Annotated in this window: 23 protein-coding genes; all 23 read left to right on the top strand. The window is 29.0% G+C overall.

Going from position 1 to position 22,642, the window contains the following annotated elements; translation table 11 throughout:
* Positions 1–954 carry a hypothetical protein gene (locus tag IRZ83_RS10740; protein ID WP_194568665.1) on the top strand — a complete coding sequence of 318 codons (954 nt, stop codon included), beginning with the start codon at positions 1–3 and terminating at the stop codon, positions 952–954.
* Complete coding sequence (locus IRZ83_RS10735) at positions 954–1,781, top strand: phytanoyl-CoA dioxygenase family protein (protein WP_194568663.1); 828 nt, start codon at positions 954–956, stop codon at positions 1,779–1,781. The genes IRZ83_RS10740 and IRZ83_RS10735 overlap by 1 nt, the downstream gene beginning before the upstream one ends.
* A 4-nt stretch (positions 1,782–1,785) precedes the next feature.
* On the top strand, positions 1,786–2,511 hold the full coding sequence (locus tag IRZ83_RS10730; protein ID WP_194568661.1) for an FkbM family methyltransferase: 726 nt from the start codon (positions 1,786–1,788) through the stop codon (positions 2,509–2,511).
* Positions 2,512–2,546: 35 nt separating this feature from the next.
* A complete protein-coding gene (locus IRZ83_RS10725; protein WP_194568659.1) occupies positions 2,547–3,455 on the top strand; it encodes a glycosyltransferase family 2 protein in 909 nt (302 codons plus the stop codon).
* 8 nt (positions 3,456–3,463) lie between these two features.
* On the top strand, positions 3,464–4,555 hold the full coding sequence (locus IRZ83_RS10720; RefSeq protein WP_194568656.1) for a glycosyltransferase family 4 protein: 1,092 nt from the start codon (positions 3,464–3,466) through the stop codon (positions 4,553–4,555).
* A gap of 18 nt (positions 4,556–4,573) precedes the next feature.
* The gene (locus tag IRZ83_RS10715; protein ID WP_194568654.1) at positions 4,574–5,662 is read left to right on the top strand and encodes a glycoside hydrolase family 99-like domain-containing protein; all 1,089 of its coding nucleotides are present in this window, start codon (positions 4,574–4,576) and stop codon (positions 5,660–5,662) included.
* 35 nt (positions 5,663–5,697) lie between these two features.
* Positions 5,698–6,693, top strand: coding sequence for a glycosyltransferase family 2 protein (locus tag IRZ83_RS10710; protein WP_194568652.1), 996 nt, complete (start codon positions 5,698–5,700; stop codon positions 6,691–6,693).
* Positions 6,690–7,550: a glycosyltransferase gene (locus tag IRZ83_RS10705; RefSeq protein WP_194568650.1), complete on the top strand. Its 861-nt coding sequence runs from the start codon at positions 6,690–6,692 to the stop codon at positions 7,548–7,550. Before IRZ83_RS10710 ends, IRZ83_RS10705 begins: the two co-directional genes overlap by 4 nt.
* Complete coding sequence (locus IRZ83_RS10700) at positions 7,547–8,470, top strand: glycosyltransferase family 2 protein (protein ID WP_194568648.1); 924 nt, start codon at positions 7,547–7,549, stop codon at positions 8,468–8,470. The genes IRZ83_RS10705 and IRZ83_RS10700 overlap by 4 nt, the downstream gene beginning before the upstream one ends.
* Before the next feature lie 9 nt (positions 8,471–8,479).
* Positions 8,480–9,319, top strand: a complete 840-nt coding sequence (locus IRZ83_RS10695; protein ID WP_194568646.1) for a glycosyltransferase family 2 protein — start codon at positions 8,480–8,482, stop codon at positions 9,317–9,319.
* A 69-nt stretch (positions 9,320–9,388) separates the two neighbouring features.
* Positions 9,389–10,276: a beta-1,6-N-acetylglucosaminyltransferase gene (locus tag IRZ83_RS10690; RefSeq protein ID WP_194568644.1), complete on the top strand. Its 888-nt coding sequence runs from the start codon at positions 9,389–9,391 to the stop codon at positions 10,274–10,276.
* 23 nt (positions 10,277–10,299) lie between these two features.
* A complete protein-coding gene (locus IRZ83_RS10685) occupies positions 10,300–11,199 on the top strand; it encodes a glycosyltransferase family 2 protein (RefSeq protein ID WP_194568642.1) in 900 nt (299 codons plus the stop codon).
* The gene (gene wecB / locus IRZ83_RS10680) at positions 11,196–12,302 is read left to right on the top strand and encodes a non-hydrolyzing UDP-N-acetylglucosamine 2-epimerase (protein WP_194568640.1); all 1,107 of its coding nucleotides are present in this window, start codon (positions 11,196–11,198) and stop codon (positions 12,300–12,302) included. Before IRZ83_RS10685 ends, wecB begins: the two co-directional genes overlap by 4 nt.
* A gap of 1 nt (position 12,303) precedes the next feature.
* Positions 12,304–13,551, top strand: coding sequence for a UDP-glycosyltransferase (locus tag IRZ83_RS10675; protein WP_228520680.1), 1,248 nt, complete (start codon positions 12,304–12,306; stop codon positions 13,549–13,551).
* Positions 13,552–14,481, top strand: a complete 930-nt coding sequence (locus IRZ83_RS10670; RefSeq protein WP_029272127.1) for a glycosyltransferase family 2 protein — start codon at positions 13,552–13,554, stop codon at positions 14,479–14,481. It begins immediately after the preceding gene.
* A gap of 18 nt (positions 14,482–14,499) precedes the next feature.
* Positions 14,500–15,339 (top strand): hypothetical protein, encoded by an 840-nt coding sequence (locus tag IRZ83_RS10665; RefSeq protein ID WP_194568638.1) that lies wholly within the window; start codon positions 14,500–14,502, stop codon positions 15,337–15,339.
* On the top strand, positions 15,336–16,385 hold the full coding sequence (locus IRZ83_RS10660) for an N-acetylneuraminate synthase family protein (protein WP_194568636.1): 1,050 nt from the start codon (positions 15,336–15,338) through the stop codon (positions 16,383–16,385). The genes IRZ83_RS10665 and IRZ83_RS10660 overlap by 4 nt, the downstream gene beginning before the upstream one ends.
* A gap of 68 nt (positions 16,386–16,453) precedes the next feature.
* Entirely contained in the window at positions 16,454–17,611 is a 1,158-nt protein-coding gene (neuC, locus tag IRZ83_RS10655; protein WP_029272131.1) for a UDP-N-acetylglucosamine 2-epimerase, read from the top strand.
* Between the two features lie 14 nt (positions 17,612–17,625).
* Complete coding sequence (locus IRZ83_RS10650) at positions 17,626–18,306, top strand: FkbM family methyltransferase (RefSeq protein ID WP_051662741.1); 681 nt, start codon at positions 17,626–17,628, stop codon at positions 18,304–18,306.
* A gap of 7 nt (positions 18,307–18,313) precedes the next feature.
* On the top strand, positions 18,314–19,300 hold the full coding sequence (locus tag IRZ83_RS10645) for a glycosyltransferase family A protein (RefSeq protein WP_194568634.1): 987 nt from the start codon (positions 18,314–18,316) through the stop codon (positions 19,298–19,300).
* On the top strand, positions 19,297–19,995 hold the full coding sequence (locus tag IRZ83_RS10640; RefSeq protein ID WP_194568632.1) for a cytidylyltransferase domain-containing protein: 699 nt from the start codon (positions 19,297–19,299) through the stop codon (positions 19,993–19,995). Before IRZ83_RS10645 ends, IRZ83_RS10640 begins: the two co-directional genes overlap by 4 nt.
* Positions 19,995–21,716, top strand: coding sequence for an asparagine synthase (glutamine-hydrolyzing) (gene asnB, locus IRZ83_RS10635; RefSeq protein ID WP_194568630.1), 1,722 nt, complete (start codon positions 19,995–19,997; stop codon positions 21,714–21,716). Before IRZ83_RS10640 ends, asnB begins: the two co-directional genes overlap by 1 nt.
* Positions 21,703–22,641 (top strand): polysaccharide deacetylase family protein, encoded by a 939-nt coding sequence (locus IRZ83_RS10630; RefSeq protein WP_194568628.1) that lies wholly within the window; start codon positions 21,703–21,705, stop codon positions 22,639–22,641. Before asnB ends, IRZ83_RS10630 begins: the two co-directional genes overlap by 14 nt.
* Position 22,642 lies beyond the last annotated feature (1 nt).

Below are 22,642 nucleotides of genomic sequence, written 5' to 3'. Positions count from 1 at the left end.
ATGTGGATTAAGAAAGGATTAATTTACAATGTTAATAGTAATTATGAGTGGAATAAAAGTCATGCTCAAGTTCCAGTTGTTGATATACTTTCTGACAGAATTAGAATTTATTATGCAACAAGAAATAATTCTGGAAAAAGTAATGTTTCATTTATTGAAGTTGATAAAAATAATCCTAAAATAATCCTATTCGAAAATGATAAACCATTATTTGATTTTGGAAATCTTGGAACATTCGATGATTCTGGAATAATGCCTTCATCTATTATTACTGTTGACGACAAAAAATTTTTGTATTATATTGGTTGGACAACAAGGCAAACAGTTCCTTTTCAAAATGCTATAGGACTGGCAATAAGCAAAGATGGAGGAAAAACATTTAAAAAAGTATCTGAGGGACCAATAATTTCTATCAATAATATTGAACCTTATTTTTCTGGAACTTCTTTTGTTATAATTGATAATGGAATATTTAAAATGTGGTATTTATCTTGTATAAGATGGGAAGTTTTTGATAATAAACCAGAACCAATATATAATATTAAATATGCTGAATCTTTAGATGGTATAAAATGGAATCAAACTGGAAAAGTTGCAATTGAATTAAATGAAGATGAAGGAGGATTGGTTAGTGCATCAGTTATAAAAGAGGATAATATTTATAAAATGTGGTTTGGAAAAAGGAAAAAAACTGACTACAGAACTAATACACAAAATTCTTATCGCATAGGATATGCAGAATCTATAGACGGCGTCAATTGGGAAAGAAAAGACAATTTATCTGGTATTGATGTTTCTGCTAATAGTGAATGGGATTCTGAAATGATATCTTATCCTTATGTTATTAAAAATAAAAATAAACTAATGATGTCCTACAATGGAAATGGGTTTGGCAAGTCAGGATTTGGATATGCAGTGTGGAAAGAAAATGAATTAGATACAAATAATTTTTAATGAAAGAACGTTTAAAAGAATTTAAAGAAAACGGGTATTTAATTTTAGATAATTTTTTTTCTAAACAAGATATCGAAGTCGTTTTAAAAGATGCAAAAAAAGTATTTTTGAGGCAATTTATCAAAATGCAATATGTTTCAGAATCACTTTTGGAAGATCTGAGCGAGGAACAATTTAATAACTTTCTTTATCGTTTATTTGATGAAGATTTAGAATGTCTTGCAAATTGTGGAAAGCAATCCCAACATCTAATTAGTCTTCACAGTTTATCTCTAAATGCTAAAATTGTTGAATTGCTTATTGAAATGGGATTGAAAGCTCCAACTATTAGCACTAGACCCGTTTTGTATTTTAATCATCCCAAACTATCTAAAAAGAAAGTGTTTCATAAAGTTGACGCTCACCAAGATTGGAGAAGCATGCAAGGCTCACTTAATTCAGTAGTAATTTGGATTCCATTAATTGACATAAACAAAGAATTAGGGGCATTGGAAATATTACCTAAAAGTCATGTTAACGGATTAAGAACAAATCATATAGAGAATGGTTTTGGTATGGTATTGTTAAATGAAGATGAACAAGAAAATTTAATTTCGGTTGAGCTTAATGCGGGTGATGCTTTAATATTTTCTTCTTTTTTAATTCATCAAAGTGGCGATAATATAACAAATAAACCTAGATGGAGTTGCCATTTTAGATATAATGATTTGGAAGATCCATCGTTCATTGAAAGAAAATTTGCGCATCCATATATATATAAGCCAATTGATGAACTTATCACAAAAGATTTTCCTACAATAAGTGATATACTCAAAATTTATAAATAGAACAATGAAAAAGGAAAAATTAAAATTCGATGAAGTAGAAGTTAGAGGAATTAGTTTTAAACTAATGACTTATACTCGTTCTCTTGAATTATGTGCTAGAATGAATTATGAAACCGAAAATCTTGATTTTATAGATTTGATAAAGCCAGGTGAAGTAATTTACGATTTAGGAGCTTGTGAAGGGCGATTTTCAATATACGCGGCTTTAAAAGGAATTAAAGTGGTTTCTTTCGAACCTGAGTCAAAAAATTTTTTAGCTTTTTCTCAAAATATAAAAATTAATAATATAGAGGAAAATAGCCTTAAGCCAATTAATGCGGGTGTCGGCGCTAAAAATGGAAAAGCAATCATTAAAATAGGACAACCATGGGAAGGTGGCCATCAAAAAGTTGTTGAACACGGTGAAATACGAAATGATTTAAATTTTAATTTTGTTGAAAATCAAGAAATTAGCATTGTTTCCATCGACTCTTTTGTGGAAGATAATTTATATACGTCACCAAATTACCTTAAGATTGATATTGATGGTTCAGAAATGCCATTTTTAATTGGCGCGACAAAAACATTGAAAAATAAAAACCTAAAGGGAATTATATTTGAACTTAATGATATCGATCCAAATTTTATAAATATAATTGAAATTTTAAATAAAAATGGTTTTGTTGAGAGCAAAAGATATAATGTTCCAAATGAAGCTAATCTTTATAATATTATATTTTACCGAAAATAATAATTAAAGAGATACAAAAAGAAATTAGATTAAAATTGGAAAAAAATAAAGATTTTTTTGTAACGGTTTGGATGGTAGCTTATAAACATGAAAATTTTATTGAGCAAGCTATTGAATCAGTAATGATGCAACGTACAAATTTTAAGTATCAATTATTTATCGGAGAAGATAATTCACCAGATGAGACTAGAAGAATTTGCGAAAAAATTCAAATTAAATATAAAGATAAAATTAAACTTTTTTTACATGAAAAAAATATTGGAGCTACTGCCAATGGTATTTTTATGTACAATAAATGTTTTGAAAGCAAAGCCAAATATATTGCTTTGTTAGAGGGTGATGACTACTGGACTGATCCTTTAAAGCTTCAAAAACAAGTTGATTTTTTAGAGGCTAATCCAGATTATGTTATATGTGCACATGTTGCAGAGGAAAAAAATGAAATGACAAAATTAAATAATGTTTTTCCTCATATAAAACTGAATACTACTAAAAATATCGAAGATTATATTATTAATAATTTAACAGCTACTTGTTCATTAATGTTTAAAGCTGAATATTTAAATCCGCTGCCTATCTGGTATAAAGATATTCACTTTGGAGATTGGGGATTAGCATTATTGCTTTTTTATCGATCAAATAAAAAATTAATGATATTAAAGGATTGCATGGGAGTTTACAGAGTTAATTCAGGAAGTGTTCATGGTTCGCTTAAAAGTGATAACCTTTCGTTAATTAAAGCTTATAAAATGCATTTGGATTTTATTAATTTTATAAATGAGAAATTATTTTTAAAAGGAAAATTTAAACCATCTGTTATAAAAAAGAAAATTAATACACATGCGATTTTAGCAGATTTGTATAAAAAAGAAAGTATTATTGGCTATTGTAAACATTCCATGATAAAATATTTATTAATTAGATTTGGTAATAGACTTAGTTAAAATTAATTATGAAAATCCTTTTAATATCTCACGATGCTAGTCGAACCGGGGCGCCAATCTTACTCGTGAATTTGGCTGAATTATTATTAAAAAACAATGAAGATATTGTTTTTCTTTTAAAAGAAGGAGGCGTTTTAGAATCAGATTTTGCCTTAATGGCACCGACTTATAATTTAAAGGAAGATAAAAAATCTTTGTGGAATATTTTAAACACCAAAAAAAGTATTATTGATGATAAGAACTTTTTAAAACAATTTGATGTAATAATTTCAAATACAATTACAAATGGAGAAGTTTTAGAAATTATTAGAAAAAATTATAATGGAAATATAATTAGCTATATACATGAGCTCGAAATTGGGGCTAAAGCATTCTCTAATGAAAATAGTATAAATAAACTAATAAAGAGTTCAACAACTTTTTGGGTTCCTTCATCAATTGTAAATGATTTTTTAATTGATAAATATAAAATTTCTCCAGATAAAATCTTCATAATGCCATATTACATTCCATCTAATGCTTCTGATTTTAAAATAGAATCAAATAGTGAAAACCAATTCGTAGTTGGTGGTTGTGGAACTATTGATTGGAGGAAAGGTGTAGATTTATTTATTGTAATTGCAATACAACTTTTTATTAAATATCCTAAAGCATCGATTGTTTTTAAATGGGCCGGGGCATTACCTGGAATTGAATTAGAAAGACTAAATTATCAAGTAAGAAAATGTAATTTGGAGGGGAAAGTTTTTTTTGAAATTGCAAGTTCAAATTTGAATAATTTTTATAATAGTATTGATTTGTTCTTACTGCCATCTCGAGAAGATCCCTATCCTCTTGTAATACTTGAAGCCGCCAACTTTAGCGTTCCATCAATATGTTTTGATTCAGTTTGTGGCAGTAAAGATTTTATAATAAATTCCAAAGGAGGATTAGTTGTCCCATTTCTAGATATTAATGAAACTGTTGAAGCAATTATTAATTTTTATAATGACATTAATTTTACAAAGAAGTTAGGAGAAAATGCAAAAGATTATTTAAAGCATACACATTTAAGCGATGCATTTGTTTACAATAAATTTAAAGAGCTTTTGGAAAATTAATTTAATTACTAAAGAATTATGTCAAACAAAATAAAGCCAATCGCAATACATTTACCTCAATTTCATCCAATACCTGAAAACGATATATGGTGGGGTAAAGGTTTTACTGAATGGACGAATGTTACAAAAGCTCAACCAAGATTTGAGGGGCATTATCAGCCTCATCTTCCGGCAGATTTAGGGTTTTATGACTTACGGCTGGAAGAGGCAAGATTAGCACAAGAACAATTGGCAAAAGCTTATGGAATACATGGTTTTTGTTATTATCATTATTGGTTTAATGGAAAACGTATTTTAAATGAACCAGTTGATAGGAAAATGCAAAATCCAAAAGAAAATTTTCCTTTCATGTTATGCTGGGCAAATGAAAACTGGACCAGAACTTGGGATGGACTTGATAAAGAAGTGCTTCTTAAGCAAGAGTACAGTTTTGATGATGATTTAGTGCATATCCAACATTTAATTTCTTTTTTTAAAGATGAAAGATATATAAAAGTAGAAGGTAAACCTGTATTCATTGTATATAGGCCTAATCTTTTTCCAGATATTCAAAAAACAATTTCTATATGGAGAGAAGCTGCTAGGAATGCCGGTTTTATAGATTTATACCTAGGATATGCACTTAATGCAGAAAATCGTTTTAATCCTCAAAGTTTGGGTTTTGATTTTGCATTTGAATTTCAGCCTAATTCGATTAATTTTCCCCAAACAATTCCTTACCCTAACACTACTAAAGATAAAATTTTTCGTAAAATTAAAAAAAGTCTGGGGATGAGAGAATTAGAAATTAAATGCTATGTAGATTATGGGTCGTATGTGTCAAATCAAATTCAGAAAGATTTTCAGGATAACATATACCCAGGAATTACACCAATGTGGGATAATTCTGCAAGGCGGAAAGAAAATAATTTCATATTACATAATTCTACTCCTTTACTGTTTAAAAAATGGTTAATTCATATTAAAGAAAATTACCCATGGAATAATGTGCCTGAAAATTTCTTGTTTATTAATGCATGGAATGAATGGGCAGAAGGGAATCATTTAGAACCTTGTCAAAAATGGGGTACTAAATATTTGGAATCTGTAAAGGATATGCTTAAATAATTTTAATAAATATCATATAATTTAGATTTTTAAAAATGAATTTAAGTCCCTTAGTGTCCATAATTGTACCTAATTACAATCATTCAGCTTTTTTGGTTCAAAGATTAGAATCTGTTTTTAATCAAACATTTCAGGATTTTGAAGTAATTCTGCTAGACGATAAAAGTACAGATGATAGTTTAGTTATTTTGAGAAAATATGCAGATCACCCAAAGGTATCTTGTTGCATTTTTAACGAAATAAATACAGGAAACACGTTCAAACAATGGGAAAAAGGAATAAGTTTGGCTAAAGGAGAATTGATCTGGATAGCAGAGTCGGATGATTTTTGCGAACTTAATTTTTTGGAAGAGTTGGTTAAACCGTTTTTAGATGACAAAGAAGTTGTCTTGTCTTATTGTCAATCTAATAAAGTAGATGGAAATAATAATGTAACGGGTAATTGGATAACTCATACTCAAAGTTTAGATTCTCAAAATTTTTTTTTAAAGAATTTCACAATGCAGGGAAATTCTTTTATAGCAAAATATTTAATAAATAGAAATGTAATTCCAAATGCTGGTGCCGTAGTTTTTAAAAAAACAGCTATAAAAGATGATTCCTATTTAACTATAAATCCAGAATTTCGATATTGTGGAGATTGGATGTTTTATTTTAAATTGATTACTAATTTTAAAATCGCATTTACAGCAAAGTCTTTAAACAATTTTAGATATCACAGCAGTAGTGTTATCGCGAATGCTATAAAAACTGAGAATCGTATTCGTATTATAGATATTGATTTTAATATGCGAAAGGTTTTGATGCAATTTATAAAACAAAACGATATTTCTATTGTTGCCTATAATGAAATTAAAAAGCATAATAACAATGTTATTAGATATTTAAAGTATGAAAAAGGTTTGCTTTTAATAAAATCATCAAATAAATTAAAGGGTTATCTGCTGATAATTACTGTATTTGGTGTTTGTTGGGAAAAATATAATATTCGAAAGAAAATTAGAATGAAAATCCGTAATCTTTTAAAATGATTTCAATAATTATATGTTCGCGAAAAAACACAATTCCTGATGTGTTATCCATAAATATAAGTGAAACTATTGGTTACGAGCACGAGATAATAATTATTGATAATTCTGAAAATAGACACTCTATTTTCGAAGCGTATAATATAGGTATTAAAAAAAGCAAGGGCGATTATTTATGCTTTATTCACGATGACATACTATTTCATACACAAAGATGGGGTAGTTTAATAACAAATATTTTTACTAGTAACCCTGAATATGGTTTGATAGGAGTTGCTGGCTCCAGCCAAAAAACAAAGACACCATCTGGTTGGTGGGATTGCGAATCTAAATATAAGTCAGTTAATATAATACAGCATTATCCAACTGGAAAAATAGTAAAAGAACAACTTGGTTTTGAAAATAGCAATCTAAATGAAGCAGTTATTGTAGATGGCGTTTTTTTAGCAGTACGAAAAGAAATGAATGTGGTTTTTGATCTTAAACTAAAAGGATTTCACAATTATGATTTTAATATTGCCATTGAAACAAGAAAAAAAAAATATAAAATAGGTGTTACCAACCAAATTTTAATTGAACACTTTTCTATCGGAAATTTGAATAATGAATGGCTAGAATCAATAATAAAAACGCATAAATATTATCGAAATTTTTTGCCTTTGACGACAGATGTTATTATAGATAGCAATGCTGAAGCGTTTAGTCTAAAAAGATTGATTAACCATTGTTTGTTAACAAAAGGAAATAAAAAAAGAGTTTTTAAATATTGTGGGATATTATTTTTTAAAGAACCATTCTCCAAATCAAATGTTGAGTTATTTAAAAAGGCATTAATTTATTTGAAAAGCTTCAAAACATGAAAACATCTGTAATTATTGTCACTTATAATGGGATGAAATGGATTAAGAATTGTTTAGAAAGTATTTTGAAATCTACAATTCCAATTAGTATTATTGTTGTTGATAATTGCAGCACTGATGGTACAGTTGAATTTATAAAAGTAAATTTTCCACGAGTAAATCTTCTTGAGCAAAGAGAAAATTTAGGTTTTGGCAAAGCAAATAATATTGGTATTTCGCTGGCATTAAAAGCATCTTCAGATTATGTCTTTTTGCTAAACCAAGATGCTTTTATTGAAGAAAATACGATTGAAAAATTGATAGAAGTATCTCAGCAAAACTTAAAGTATGGTATTTTGAGCCCAATACATGCTGATGGGGATGGTACAAAATTAGATGAGAGTTTTTGCTACTATATAGGAAAGTCTTGTGGACAAAGTTTTATTTCAGATCTTATTTTGAATAAAACTAAAAAAGATATTTACAGCTTGCCAATGATTAATGCTTCAGCCTGGTTAATCCCTAAAATAACATTAGAAAATGTTGGAGGCTTTGACACATCATTTTTTTTATACGGTGAAGATGATAATTATTGTCAACGAGTATTATATCATAACTTTCAAATCGGAATCGTTCCTACAGCTTTTATAAGACATGATAGTGATAACAATTATACTAAGGAAATAATCAAGGGGAGTGAAAAATATTATGCTAAATTTTTAAACCATATTAAAGTTTCTTATGGCAATGTGAATACTGACAATTACAAAAATGTTAGTAAGCTGAAATATTCTTTTTTAAAAAAAAGCATAATAAGTTTAATAAAATTTGATTTAGCTGATTTTAAAATTAACTGGACAAAAGCTAAGTTATTGGCAGGAGAAAATCTAAAAGAAAAAGTTCTGTTTAATAGGCAAAAAGGCAAAAATTATTTAGAGTAAATAAAATTTATGGAAAGTTTAATATCAATAATAATTCCTTGCTATAATGACTGGCAATATGTTGAACAAGCCGTAAATTCAGCTTTATATCAAACGTATGGCAACAAGGAAATCATAGTTGTTGATGATGGGTCAAATGCTAAAACCAAAGAAGTTTTAAAACAACTTGAGTCAAAAATAACAAAACTTATTACCCAAGAAAATCAAGGACAAAGTACAGCTCGAAATATTGGTATTCAAGCAGCAAATGGAGATTATATTCTTGTATTAGATAGTGATGATTTTTTTGAGCCAACATTTTGTGAAAAAGCAATGTTAGTATTTCAAGATTCATCTATTAAATTAGTAACTTCTTTCACAAAAAGATTTAATAATTTTTTTAGTGATGAATATTATCCTGGTGGAGGTGATTTAAAAAAATTCTTAATATGCAATGAGGCTACAGGCAGTGCTATATATAGGAAAAAAGATTGCATTGCCATTGGAGGATATGACGAAAAAATGCGATCTGGTTTTGAAGATTGGGAGTTCTATATTAGATTATTGCAAAATGGAGGCAAAGCATTTGTTATACCAGAGTTTCTCTTTAATTATAGATTAAAGGAAAATTCTACAACTTCTAAAGCTAATAAGTTAAAATATAATTTGCGAAATTTCATATATAACAAACATAAAAATTTATATATTTTATATTTTGAGGATTTTATTTCTTACCTATTAAGTAATATTGAAAAAGAGGAAAAAGAGAAAATCAAAAACATCAACCGCTTGGAGTTCAGAATAGGAAAGTCTATTTTGAAACCTTTTCGTTATATCAAATTTATATTTAAAAAAATTCTATTTAAATAGAATTACTTAAAATCATAGGTAACGATCTTTAGAATTAGAATAGTTTTCAATAGTTAAATAAAAGCTTAAATGAGTGTAAAGCACGCTATTTTAATTACCGCATATAAAAATTATCATCATCTTACAGAGATAATTAATTTCTTTGACCACAATTTCGAATTATTTATTCATATTGATAAGAAGAGCAATATTTCAGATGTTGAGGAGGCGAATTTAAGAAAGCATGAAATCGTAAAATTGGTCGAACAAAAATATAAAGTTAATTGGGGTGGATTCAATCATTTAAAAAGTATTTTGTATCTCTCAAAATATGCTCTTAAAAATAGTGAAGCTTCATATTTTCATCTTATTAGCGGACATGATTTTCCAATAAAAAAGGTCTCATATTTTTTAGACTTTTTTGAAAATAAAGATACCGAGTATTTAACCTATGGAAATGTTCCCTATATTGGAGCTGCTGATAATGGCTATTTAGACCGTATTGAATATTATAATTTTTACGATTTATTAAATGCAAAAGACAGTAAGCAAAACGCAAGGATTAGAAGTATTATTAGATTTCAAAAACGACTTGGTTTTAAAAGAAAAGTTTCGGAAAAAATGCCTAAACTATATTTTGGTTCAACTTGGTGGAGTTTGAGTAGAGATTGTCTTAATTATGTAATTGATTTTACAAAAAAAAATGAGTATGTTTTAAATAGATTCAAATATACACTATGCTCTGAAGAATTTTATTTTCAAACGATAATTATGAATTCAGCTTTTGCAAAAAAGGTAACTAATAATAATTTACGATATATTGACTGGATTTCTAGAAATGGTAATAATCCCGCTATATTAGATGAAACCGATTATGATAAATTAATGCAAACAGATGCTTTGTTTGCAAGGAAATTTGAATACCCAAAATCAACTTCTCTAATGAAAAAAATTAAACCCTTTATTACAATAATTTGAATTTCTCTAAAGTAACTATAATAATGGCAACTTACAATAGGAGTCATTTTATATTGGAGGCGTTATCTTCAATTCAAAATCAGATTTATTCAAACTGGGAATGCTTAATTATTGATGATGGAGGAACTGACAACACAATAGAAGTTATTACGCCAATTTTAGAGCAAGATTCGAGATTTAAATTTTTGAAACGCCCGGATAATTACAAAAAAGGATTACCAGGTTGCCGAAATTTTGGTTTAGATCTAGCAAAAGGAGATTTTATAATTTTCTTTGATGATGACGATATAGTACATCCTGATAATTTAAAAATCTGTATAGAAATACTTATTAATGAAAATTTAGATTTTTGCCATTATCAAAAATTGTCATTTGAAAAAGAAAATCCCTTAATTGAGAAATCCCAAATTTCCAGAAAAGAAAGTCTTTCAAAAGCAGATATAGAGAAGATAGTTACTCAAAAAATAGGTTTAGCTTCTTGTACAGTAATGTGGAAAAAAAAGTGTTTCAGTAAAATTAGATTTAAGGAGAATTTATTGTACGCTGAAGAATGGGAATGTTATACTCGTATTATTTCAAACAATTTTAAGGGTGTAATGATAGATGCGATTTTGTACTATTATAGAAAACATGCAGTTTCTAATACCGGAGATTTTTATACCAATAATCCTATTAGTCGATTATCAAAAAACGAAGCCGTCTTATTAATATTAAAAAACCTTAAAGAAAAACAACTGCTGACAGATTCTATCATACTTTATTTTGTTACGGTTTCTTTGAGTTTTAAAGAATTTAATTTATTTAATAAAATTATAAAAATTTTAGATTTAAACATCTTTCAAAAATTTCAATTGAAACTTTTTTACATATCATATCCATTACGAATGCCTATTTATAAAATGAAAAAAAGATTTAAAAAATGAAAATCCTGCTTTGTTTTGGTACTCGGCCTGAAGCTATAAAAATGGCTCCTTTATATCATAATCTCAAAAATAATAACTTCGAAGTTGTGGTTTGTGTTACTGCACAACATCGTGAAATGTTGGATCAGGTTTTAGATTTTTTTGAAATTAAACCTCATTATGATTTAGATTTAATGCAGTCAAATCAGTCTTTAAATAATTTGAGCGCACTTATTTTGTCAAAAATAGATAGTGTTCTTCGAGAAACAAATCCGGATTTAGTTTTAGTTCATGGAGACACAACAACTTCATCAATGGTAGCTTTAGCAGCTTTTCATTTAGGAATAAAAATTGGACACGTTGAAGCTGGTCTGCGAACATATAACAAAAAAGCACCATTTCCTGAAGAAATCAACAGACAAATAACAAGCAGATTAGTTGATGTACATTTTACGCCAACAAATGAAGCAACTCAAAATTTGTTAAACGAAAATATTCTGCAAAAAGACATTCTGCAAACAGGAAATACGGTTATTGATGCCCTGCTTTGGACAGTAGATAAAATTGAAAAATCAGATTATATTCATCCTGAAATTGAAAATTTAAAAGCAACAATTCCGCATAATAAAAAAATAATTCTAGTAACCGGTCATCGAAGAGAGAATTTTGAATCTGGCTTAAAAAATCTTTGCGAGGCACTTTTAGAAGTTTCAGAAAGAGAAGATGTAATTGTTATATATCCAGTGCATTTAAATCCAAATGTCAAAAAAACCGTTTATAAATTGCTTTCAGATAAAAAAAATATTGTTTTGATTCCTCCAGTTTCATATCCAGTTTTTGTTTGGTTAATGCAGCAATCTTTTTTAATTGTAACAGATTCTGGAGGTATTCAAGAGGAAGCTCCCTCATTAGGCAAGCCAGTTCTGGTGACCCGTGAAGTTTCTGAAAGACCAGAAGGAGTTATTGGGGGGTTTTCAATTTTGGTAGGAACAGATAAAATTAAAATCATAAAGACAATTCAGGGAATTCTTGATAATTTTAAAGGTTTTGAAAAGGCAACAAATCCATATGGTACTGGAGATGCTTCTTCGAAAATTTCTGATTATTTATTAAATAAAAACTAAAATGAAAATACTCGTAGTAGTAGATTCTATAAACATAGAGGACAGTAGCGGATCTAAGGCAAATGTTGCTTTGATTCATAATTTAAGAGAAGCCGGTTTTGAAATTTTGGTACATCATTTCACTCGTAAAGATATTCGATTAAAAAACATCCAGACATTTAATGTACCAGAAATAAAATTTAATCCTTATTATTTTTTAAGCAGGGCTCAGCGTGTTATAAGTCGAAATCTAAAAATAAATTTAGCTCCATTTTTTGAAAAAAAATTTGGATTTTCATTTACATTTTTCAATGATACTAACAGTATTGCTAAAGCTCTTAAAAAAGAATCCTTTACGCCTGATTTAGTACTAACTTTAAGTAAAGGAGCGAGTTTTAGGCCACATTATGCCGTTCTTAAACTGCCTCACTTGCATGATAAGTGGATGGCTTATGTTCATGACCCATATCCTTTTCACTATTATCCGCGACCTTACAATGGAGTACAAGATGGATATGATAAAAAAGAACATTTTTTTCGAGAGGTTTCAAAAAAAGCAAAATATAGTGCCTTTCCGAGTCAATTATTAAAAGAATGGATGGGCAGTTATTTTCCTGATTTTTCTAAGACAGGTATAATAATTCCACATCAAAATGCCAAGTATGAAATTCAAAGTAATAACTTTCCATCTTATTTTGATGTTTCAAAGTTTAATTTGCTTCATGCTGGAAATTTAATGAAAGAACGTTCACCAGAAGGATTATTAGAAGGCTTTAAAATATTTTTAGATAAAAACCCCGAAGCAAAAAATGTGGCCAGACTTATTTTATTAGGAAATGCTTCTGATCATACTGAAATGCTTAATCGTTATCAAAAAGAAATACCTGAAATATATGCTAATAATGGTAACAAACCATTTGACGAAGTATTTCTCATTCAAAAAAATGTTTCGGTTAATATTATTTTAGAATCCAAATCAGAGATTAGTCCATTTCTTCCAGCTAAATTTCCTCACTGTGTTGAGGCTAATAAAGCTATTCTTTCATTGGCTCCATATTATAGCGAAACCAAAAGATTATTGGGTGAGAATTATGAATTTTGGTCAGAAGCAGATAAAGCAGAAAAAATATCTAATCTTATTGAAAAATTATTTCAATTATGGAAGCAAAACCCACAAAATACATTTTTAAATAGAAAAGATTTAGACGAATATGTTTCTGTAGAGTATTTAAAAGAAGTAATAAATAAATTGAATTTGAAAGTAAAATAAATGCAGCATTCGAGTTTCTCTATTTTAATAACAACAAAAAATCGAAAAAAAGATTTGATTTTTACATTGAATAAAATTCAGTATTTATTGGATAGGGAAGATGTAATTTGTATCGTTTGCGATGATGGTTCAACGGATGAAACTTATGAATTAATTCACGATAACTTCCCAAAAATTCAATTAATTAGAAACTCTAGAAGTAAAGGGTTAATTTACAGCAGAAATAGAATGATGTCTTTGGTAAATACTGAATTTGCAATTTCTATTGATGATGATCTTCATTTTATTACTCAAAATCCGTTGGAGATAATTCAAAAAGCTTTCAATGAAAATCCAAAAATTGGAATATTTAGTTTTAGAATTTTCTGGAATTTAGAAGAACCAGAAACAATAAAATCTGATGAGGTTTCACATCAAATGAAAAGTTTTGCAGGTGGTGCCAACGTTTGGAGAATGACAGCTTGGCGAGATGTTCCAGAATATCCCGCATGGTTTGTTTTTTATGGGGAAGAAGATTTTGCGTCTTATCAATTATTTAAGAAGAAATGGGATATCTTTTATTTGCCAGAGATTTTAGTGAATCACAGAGTAAATTTAAATGAAAGAAAAAAAGATTCTGACTACAGTCTGCGTTTGAAAAGATCCTTGCGCTCTGCCTGGTACCTGTATTTTTTATTTTATCCAATTCGTGTAATTCCAAAAAAACTGATGTACTCTATTTGGATGCAAATTAAATTAAAAGTTTTCAAAGGAGATTTAAAGGCTTTAAAAGCAATTATATTAGCCATATTTGATTTGATATTTTCAATTCCGAAAATCATTAAAAATGCAAATCGATTATCTTTGAAGGAATATCAGGCTTATCAAAAATTAGAAGAAACAAAATTATATTGGCAACCTGAAAATAAAAAATATTATTCAGGAAAATAAAATAAAAAAAATAATAAAATGGATATTTCTAAAATTGCAATATTATCAACAGTAAATAATTTTAAATTATACGAGAAAAGTTCGTCATTATATCCATCGAATATTAAATCATATGTATTTGATGGCAGAAATGGAATGTTCGGAATTTTCAGCATTATCTATATGATGAAAGTTTTCAAGAAAAAAGACATTGATTGGTTAATTTTAATGGATGAAGATGCTCTATTTGTAGAATCAGATTTAATATATCCATTAATAGACCACATGAAGGCTAATGATTACATAATATCTGGAATTAGGGACGGTGGAGCATTACCAGAACGCGCTGGAAATCCTTATGTAATGAATCCATTTTTTTCAATAATAAATTTTAAGGATTTGAAAAAAATATGGAATAAAAAAGAAATGCTTGAAAATCATTATATACTTGAAAATGAATTTAATGATGACTTATCTGATTTGAAATATCCTTATAATAAAACTAGCATGAGTGAACCGTATTATGGTTTTTATTTATGGTTAAAAAGGAAAAATAAAAAAATGCTATTCTTAGAGGTCGATCTCCCTTTTGCTGATGATCAAATCACAAATGTTGTTTATGATTTAAATAATAAACCAATTGTATATCATACGTGGTTTTCTAGAGAATATGGGGATTTGAGAGGAAGACATACTGCAAGGATAGATAGAGTGTTTGAAGAATTTGAAAATAAAAATACCAATTTAAAACCTGTTAAAATTTATAAAGATCATTTGTTTCCATTAAAAGAAAGAGTGAGAAAATTTAAAAAACACACAAGAAAAAGATTAATAAGAATTGGTTTGATTTCAGAAAAAGTTAAAATAAATAAATCATGAAAAATTTATTTATAGAAGTTGCTGGACGAAAAATCGGACCAGGATTTCCAACTTACATTATTGCCGAAATTGGTCAAGCACACGAAGGCAGTTTAGGAATTTTACATTCTTACATTGATGCTATTGCTCAAACAGGAGTTGATGCGATAAAGTTTCAGATGCATATTGCTGAAGCAGAAAGCAGCGAACATGAACCCTTTCGTGTCAAGTTTTCATTAGAGGATAAAACAAGATTTGATTATTGGAAACGCATGGGTTTCTCGCTAGAACAATGGAAAGAAATTAAAAAACATTGCGACGAAGTTAAACTAGATTTTATTTGTTCACCCTTTAGTAATTTAGCTGTTGACTGGCTTGAAGAAATAGGAGTAAAGCAATACAAAATAGGTTCGGGTGAAGTAAATAATTTTTTAATTTTAGAAAAAATTGCCAAAACTCAAAAACCCGTTATTTTATCGTCAGGGATGAGCTCTTATGAAGAACTTGATAGAACCATTGTATTTTTGAAAGAAAGAAATGTAAATTTTTCTATTTTACAATGCACGACTGCTTATCCTACAAAGCCTGAACAATATGGTTTAAATGTAATTAAGGAATTGAAAGATCGTTATAACGTAGCAGTTGGTTTTTCAGATCACTCTGCAAAAGTCGAAACATGTATAGCTGCAACCGCTTTAGGGGCAAATATTCTTGAATTTCATGTTGTTTTCGATAGACAGATTTTTGGTCCGGATTCAAAGTCTTCTTTGACAATTTTAGAAGCTAAAGCTTTGGTAACCAGTGTTCGAAATATTGCTAATGCATTAGAAAATAAGATTGATAAAAACAATAATGAAAGGTTTTCTTCGCTAAAACAAATTTTTGAAAAATCATTGGCTGTGAATAAAGACCTGCCTAAAAATCATATTTTAACTTTTAATGATTTAGAATCTAAAAAACCAAAAGGTTTCGGAATAGATGCTTCTCGTTTTCAAGAAATAATTGGAAAATCTCTTAATAAAGATTTGAAACAATGGGATTTTTTAAATGATATAGATTTGCTATAAATCTATTCTCATTAACCTTTCGTTTTCTCATTTTTAATTACATTTAACCCAAGAATAATAAATTCAAAATGCCAAAAAGAAAAATAGCTGTGGTTATAACAGCGCGTCCTTCTTACAGTCGTGTAAAAACAGTATTAGCTGCTATCCAAAAACATCCTGATCTAGAATTGTTATTGGTTGTTGCTGCTTCAGCTTTATTGGATAGATATGGTTCTGCCGTGAATTTTATTGAAAAGGATGGTTTTACGATTGCGGCCAAAGTGTTTAATGTATTAGAAGGTGAGAATTTAACTGCAGCAGCAAAAACTACTGGGATAGGAATTTTAGAATTATCTACAGTTTTTGACAATCTAAAACCAGACATTGTGGTAACTGTGGCTGATCGATTTGAAACCATGGCAACGGCTATTGCTGCTTCCTATATGAATATACCATTAGCACATATTCAAGGAGGAGAAGTCACTGGAAATATTGACGAAAAAGTACGTCACGCTATTACAAAATTGTCTGATTACCATTTTGTAGCTTCAGAAAGCGCAAAAGAAAGAGTAATTAAATTAGGAGAAGATCCCGCTATGGTTTTTAATACAGGCTGTCCTTCTATTGATTTAGCAGAAGAAGTAATAAGCAGCAAAACACTTCCATTCGACCCCTATGAAAAATATGGAGGTGTAGGAGCAAAGCCAGATTTATCTCAAGGTTATTTAGTTGTAATGCAGCATCCTGTCACTACAGAATATAAGGATTCTCGCAAGCATATAGAAGCTACTTTAGAAGCTATTTATAAACTAGACAAACCAACACTCTGGTTTTGGCCAAATGTCGATGCAGGAGCAGACGGAACCTCAACAGGAATACGTGCTTTTAGAGAACAGCATCAATTGCCGAATGTTCACTTTTTCAAAAACATGGAAGGAAAAGATTTTTTGCAATTGTTGCAACATAGTGACTGCCTGATAGGAAATTCTAGTGTAGGAATAAGAGAATGTGCTTTCTTGGGCGTTCCTGTTATTAATATTGGTTCACGCCAAAATAGAAGAGACAGAGGAGGAAATAGTATAGATGTTGATTATTCCCAAGAACAAATAGAAATTGCAATTACCGCATCAGTAAAAAAAGGAAAAGCTGTTTCATCAGCTATTTATGGTGATGGGAAAGCAGGTGTTCAAATAGCTGACTTGCTGGCTGATTTGCCTTTGCAGTTTCATAAGACTATTATGTATTAATAAAACAGACTACGTTGAAAAATAAGATCAGAGAATTTATTTACAGAAGATATAATATAAGCTTTTCACAAGGTGGTGGGGATGATATTCAACTAAAAAAAATAATTAAGGAAACTGTTCCAGGTGTTTATGTTGATATTGGTTGTTGGCATCCTGTAAAAGCTTCAAATACTTACTTTTTTTATTTACGAGGCTGGAAAGGAATTTGTATTGATCCTAACCCTGAATTGAAATTACTTTTTAATAAGTTTAGACCAAAGGATACTTTTATAAATTGTGCTATTGGTCCAGATAGTAAAGGTTTAAATTACTATCAATTAAATGATAGGTATAGTACAATGAACACTTTAAATTTTGATTTCATTAAAAAGCATAATTTGGAATCAGAAATTAAAAATGTTTTAAAAATTCCAGTTTATAATTTAAAAGATATTTTAGATAAACAAATTTCAGTAAATGATAGAATTGATTTTTTTGATATAGATGTAGAAGGATTTGATTTAGAAGTACTAAAATCTAATGATTGGAAAAAATATAGACCTAAAGTTATTCTTATTGAAACAGATTTGTCAATAGAAAAAGATATTGATTCTGAAATTGTTAACTATCTTAAATCTGTCAATTATAAATTAATTGGTAAATCTATTTTAAACAATGATCTTGGGAATTTATTTTTAATTGATTGCCAAAAATAATTAAGCTATGAGAGTAGGCTCAAATCCTCAAAAAAGTGAACGAAAAATTACATTGACAACTCATCACAGGATTGTTGTTGTAGTTTATATACCAAACGAAGAAGGATTTTACGAACATTCATTTGATGTTTTTAAAACGTGTTTAAATTCTCTGGTTTCTACTATAAATTCACAGGCTGCTATTACTGTTGTTAATAATGGATCGCATGAAAAAGTATCTGATTTTTTGAATCTTTATTTGAAAGAAAAAAAAATAGATACTTTAATATCACATAACACAAATATTGGAAAAATAGATGCATTAATTGGTGCAGCAAGGGGTTCAAGAGAAAAATACATCACACTTACAGATGCAGATATTCTCTTTACAACAGGCTGGCAAGAAAAGGTAGAAGAAGTTTTCTTTAGTTTTTCTAATGTCGGTTCAGTTTCGCCTATTCCAGTGAAAGGTTTGCTTTTTGGCACTTCAACTGTTTTGAAAAATATTTTATTGAGAAAAATAAAATTTAAATCAATAGCTATTCCTGAAAATTTTGAGGCTTATAATAAATATCTGGAAAGTATAAATTGGGATCTAGAAACGAATATAGATCATAAATGGAATGTAATTGAAAGTAATGATTGTAAAGCAAATATTGGAAGCGGACATCAAGTACTGACAGTTGACAGAGATATTCTATTTAAAACTGTTCCTACAAATCCGTCACTGACTCTGGTTGGTGGGACTTCGGAAAATGATTATGTTGATTTTTCAATTGATAAAGCCAATAAACTTCGATTATCTACTTATAACAATTATGCCTATCATATGGGAAATAAATTGGAAAACTGGATGATTGATCTGCAGAACAATAACAATAAGGCTGATACAAATATTAAAAATAAATTGAATACTAAATCCATTGATTTGCATCATAATTGGTTTTTTAATAAACAATTTGGATTGCAGAAAAAGATAGTAAAAAAACTTTTTAATATTTTTTATAAAAAATGAAAATCCTAGCCATAATTCCAGCTCGAGGAGGTTCTAAAGGAATTCCGGGTAAAAACATTAAATTGTTAAACGGAAAACCATTATTATCGTATACTTCTGAAATTGCTTTAAAATCGAAATACTTGACAGAAGTTATTCTTTCGACAGAAGATGCGCAAATTATAGAAACCGCAAAAAGCTTAGGATTAAATACACCCTTTTCTAGACCAGTAGAATTGGCGCAAGATAATACACCAACAATAGATGTTGTTATTCATACTTTGCAATGGTATAAAAATCAAAATATATTTTTTGATGCCGTTTGTCTTTTGCAAGTCACTAGCCCGTTTAGAACAGTTGATTTTTTAGATAAAGCCATAGAAAAATTTATAGAAAAAGATTCGGATTCTTTAGTTTCTGTTCAAAAAATTCCTCACGAATATAATCCACATTGGTCATTTGAAGTCAATTCAGATGGGAATCTAAAGATTGCCACAGGAGAAACTGAAATCATTACCCGAAGACAAGAACTTCCTATCGCTTATCATAGAGATGGCAGTATTTATATTACTAAAACAAAAGTACTTTTAGAGCAGCTTTCATTGTACGGAAAAAGTACTGCTTTTATAGAATCAGATCCAGAGTTTTATGTTAATATTGACACGATGAAAGATTGGGAAAAAGCAGAAAAAATGATTCAAAATAGATTGAAATAATGTGTGGTATTGCAGGAATTATAGGTTTGTACAATGAAATTCAACTAGATAAAATGCTAGAGTCTCAGGACCACAGAGGTCCTGACGCAAGAGCAAAATATTTTGATTCAGAATTTTGTGCTTTAGGACATAATCGTTTAGCAATTATTGATTTATCATCAGAAGCTAATCAACCATTTTTGGATAATTCAGGACGTTATATTATTGTTTTTAATGGAGAAATCTATAATTACATAGAGATTAAAGCGACACTTTGTGATCAGTATAATTTCAAAACAGAATCGGATACAGAAGTTTTATTAGCAGCATTTGTTATTTATGGTGAATCTTGTCTAGAAAAATTCAATGGTATGTTTGCCTTTGCAATTTGGGATAATCAAGAGAAAAAACTATTTGCAGCTCGAGATCGATTTGGGGTAAAACCTTTTTATTACACGCTATTAAATAATACCTTTTATTTTTCATCAGAAATAAAAGCAATTCATGCGGCGGGAATAGCAAAAGAACCTAATGAAAAAGTTTGGGCTTCGTATTTTGCATTTGGGTCTTACGGAATGCCCGATGAAACTTTTTGGTCGAATATTGCACAACTATCTGGAGGACATTTTTTAGAATTTGAAAACCAAAATCTAACCATAAAAAAATGGTATTATTTCGAAGATGAGGTGGCAAAACAACCAAAAAATCTAACTTTCGAACAGGTAAAAAAGCAATATGTTGTTCTTTTAAAAGACAGTATTAATTTGCGTTTTAGAGCTGATGTGTCAGTTGGGTTTAATGTCAGTGGCGGACTAGACAGTTCTATTTTGTTGGCTTTGGTAAATCTTCAGGAAGACAATTCAAAAATTAATGCTTACACTTTTTTTACCAATAATTCAGATTACGACGAATTGCCTTGGGTAGAAAAAATGAATGAACAAACCCAAAATCCACTAATAAAAGTGCTTTTGAAAGCAGATGAAGTTCCAGCTTTGACTCAAAAAATGCAATGGCAGGAAGATGAGCCTTTTGGAGGTATTCCTACTTTGGCATATGCTAAAATTTTTGAGCAGGCTCGAAAAAACAATGTTCTAGTTCTTCTTGACGGACAAGGCATGGACGAGCAATGGGCAGGGTATGATTATTACACTCAAAATAATGAAGCTACAATACAAGGTGTTCAGGACTCTCCGTATAAAATAAATATGCTTGCAAATTCTTTTTTAGCAAAAGCAGAAAAACCATTGTATCCAAAACTGTTTAATGATGAGGTTTTAAATAAACAATACCGAGATTTATTTTACACTAAAATACCCAGAGCATTACGATTTAATGATCGGGCTTCTATGGCTTTTTCAACAGAATTAAGAGAACCGTTTTTGGATTATCGCTTAGTTGAATTTGCTTTTTCACTGCCACTTGATTTTAAAATAAAAAATGGAATTTCTAAATTTATCTTAAGAGAAATTGCTTCAGAATATTTTATAAATGATTTGGCTTTTGCACCTAAAAGAGCATTACAGACACCACAGCGTGAGTGGTTGCAACATAATCTAAAAGAATGGGTAACTAATTGTTTTACAGAATTAGAGAATTCAATTTATGGCGATTGGTTTAATAAAGAAATTTTGCAAGAAGAATTAAAAAAATATTTTGAAGGTAATATCCAGTCTAGTTTTCATATTTGGCAATGTATTAGTTTATATCAAATGCTAAAAATAAAGGATAATGTGGTATTTTAAATCTATTAAGAATTTATATTATAATCTTTTAAAAGCAAAAAGCAGAATATTGTATGGAAGACCAATTCTGGTTCTTATGTATCATAGAGTGAATGATATAAAAGATGATAAATTGGGTCAACTTACTGTAAGTGTCAAAAACTTTGAGAATCAATTACGTTATTTTAAAGATAAATATCAGATTTTAAAATTAAATGAAGATTGGACCTCTTTAAAAAAATCAGGTTTAGTAATTACCTTTGATGATGGTTATGCGGATAATATTATAAACGCTTTGCCTTTACTCGAGAAATATCAAATACCAGCCACTATTTTTATAACAACACTAAATATTAACACAGATAAGGAATTTTGGTGGGATAGATTAGGTTTTGACTATTCTTATTGTGATGAATTATTTTATCTTCCAAATTTTAAAGAAAGGGCTTCAAAATCAAATGATACTTACAAGAGTATTACAGCTTATTTGAATCCATTATCTAATGAAGACAAAGAAAGATGGTTTTTAAAATTTGAAAAAATAAATCAAATACCGTTTTCTCCTCGAGATGAATATCGATCGCTAAATAATTTAGAACTGAAGTTGCTATCTGAACATCCTCTAATTACGTTAGGAATTCATACGCATAATCATTATCCCTTGGAAAATTTAACGTATGAAGAACAAAAAAGAGAATTAATATTGTCAATAGAAAAGCTAGATGAATTAACTCCTAATAACATAAAATACTTGGCTTTGCCCCATGGTTCATACAACTCAGAAACTTATAAGCTTATAAGTGAATTGAATTTTTCAGGGAGTTTATTGGCTAACAATTATTATTCTAGTGAGAAAAATAAATTTAGTAAAAAAATAAACCGAATCTTAATCCCTGATATTAAAGATAAAGAGTTGTTGAATTATATAAAAAGATTTGATTTTTAAT

This window comes from Flavobacterium sp. JLP (genome assembly GCF_015350755.1).
Taxonomy (GTDB): Bacteria; Bacteroidota; Bacteroidia; order Flavobacteriales; family Flavobacteriaceae; genus Flavobacterium.
The sequence above is the reverse complement of the archived record's forward strand: the minus strand, read 5'-3'. Positions and strand labels throughout refer to the sequence as shown.

What these genes read in the sequence shown, in the direction of transcription:
- IRZ83_RS10740 (WP_194568665.1), top strand. Translation starts at nt 1, where the DNA reads ATGTGGATTAAGAAAGGATTAATTTACAATGTTAATAGTAATTATGAG.
- IRZ83_RS10735 (WP_194568663.1), top strand. Translation starts at nt 954, where the DNA reads ATGAAAGAACGTTTAAAAGAATTTAAAGAAAACGGGTATTTAATTTTA.
- IRZ83_RS10730 (WP_194568661.1), top strand. Translation starts at nt 1,786, where the DNA reads ATGAAAAAGGAAAAATTAAAATTCGATGAAGTAGAAGTTAGAGGAATT.
- IRZ83_RS10720 (WP_194568656.1), top strand. Translation starts at nt 3,464, where the DNA reads ATGAAAATCCTTTTAATATCTCACGATGCTAGTCGAACCGGGGCGCCA.
- IRZ83_RS10715 (WP_194568654.1), top strand. Translation starts at nt 4,574, where the DNA reads ATGTCAAACAAAATAAAGCCAATCGCAATACATTTACCTCAATTTCAT.
- IRZ83_RS10710 (WP_194568652.1), top strand. Translation starts at nt 5,698, where the DNA reads ATGAATTTAAGTCCCTTAGTGTCCATAATTGTACCTAATTACAATCAT.
- IRZ83_RS10705 (WP_194568650.1), top strand. Translation starts at nt 6,690, where the DNA reads ATGATTTCAATAATTATATGTTCGCGAAAAAACACAATTCCTGATGTG.
- IRZ83_RS10700 (WP_194568648.1), top strand. Translation starts at nt 7,547, where the DNA reads ATGAAAACATCTGTAATTATTGTCACTTATAATGGGATGAAATGGATT.
- IRZ83_RS10695 (WP_194568646.1), top strand. Translation starts at nt 8,480, where the DNA reads ATGGAAAGTTTAATATCAATAATAATTCCTTGCTATAATGACTGGCAA.
- IRZ83_RS10690 (WP_194568644.1), top strand. Translation starts at nt 9,389, where the DNA reads ATGAGTGTAAAGCACGCTATTTTAATTACCGCATATAAAAATTATCAT.
- IRZ83_RS10685 (WP_194568642.1), top strand. Translation starts at nt 10,300, where the DNA reads ATGGCAACTTACAATAGGAGTCATTTTATATTGGAGGCGTTATCTTCA.
- wecB (WP_194568640.1), top strand. Translation starts at nt 11,196, where the DNA reads ATGAAAATCCTGCTTTGTTTTGGTACTCGGCCTGAAGCTATAAAAATG.
- IRZ83_RS10675 (WP_228520680.1), top strand. Translation starts at nt 12,304, where the DNA reads ATGAAAATACTCGTAGTAGTAGATTCTATAAACATAGAGGACAGTAGC.
- IRZ83_RS10670 (WP_029272127.1), top strand. Translation starts at nt 13,552, where the DNA reads ATGCAGCATTCGAGTTTCTCTATTTTAATAACAACAAAAAATCGAAAA.
- IRZ83_RS10665 (WP_194568638.1), top strand. Translation starts at nt 14,500, where the DNA reads ATGGATATTTCTAAAATTGCAATATTATCAACAGTAAATAATTTTAAA.
- IRZ83_RS10660 (WP_194568636.1), top strand. Translation starts at nt 15,336, where the DNA reads ATGAAAAATTTATTTATAGAAGTTGCTGGACGAAAAATCGGACCAGGA.
- neuC (WP_029272131.1), top strand. Translation starts at nt 16,454, where the DNA reads ATGCCAAAAAGAAAAATAGCTGTGGTTATAACAGCGCGTCCTTCTTAC.
- IRZ83_RS10645 (WP_194568634.1), top strand. Translation starts at nt 18,314, where the DNA reads ATGAGAGTAGGCTCAAATCCTCAAAAAAGTGAACGAAAAATTACATTG.
- IRZ83_RS10640 (WP_194568632.1), top strand. Translation starts at nt 19,297, where the DNA reads ATGAAAATCCTAGCCATAATTCCAGCTCGAGGAGGTTCTAAAGGAATT.
- asnB (WP_194568630.1), top strand. Translation starts at nt 19,995, where the DNA reads ATGTGTGGTATTGCAGGAATTATAGGTTTGTACAATGAAATTCAACTA.
- IRZ83_RS10630 (WP_194568628.1), top strand. Translation starts at nt 21,703, where the DNA reads ATGTGGTATTTTAAATCTATTAAGAATTTATATTATAATCTTTTAAAA.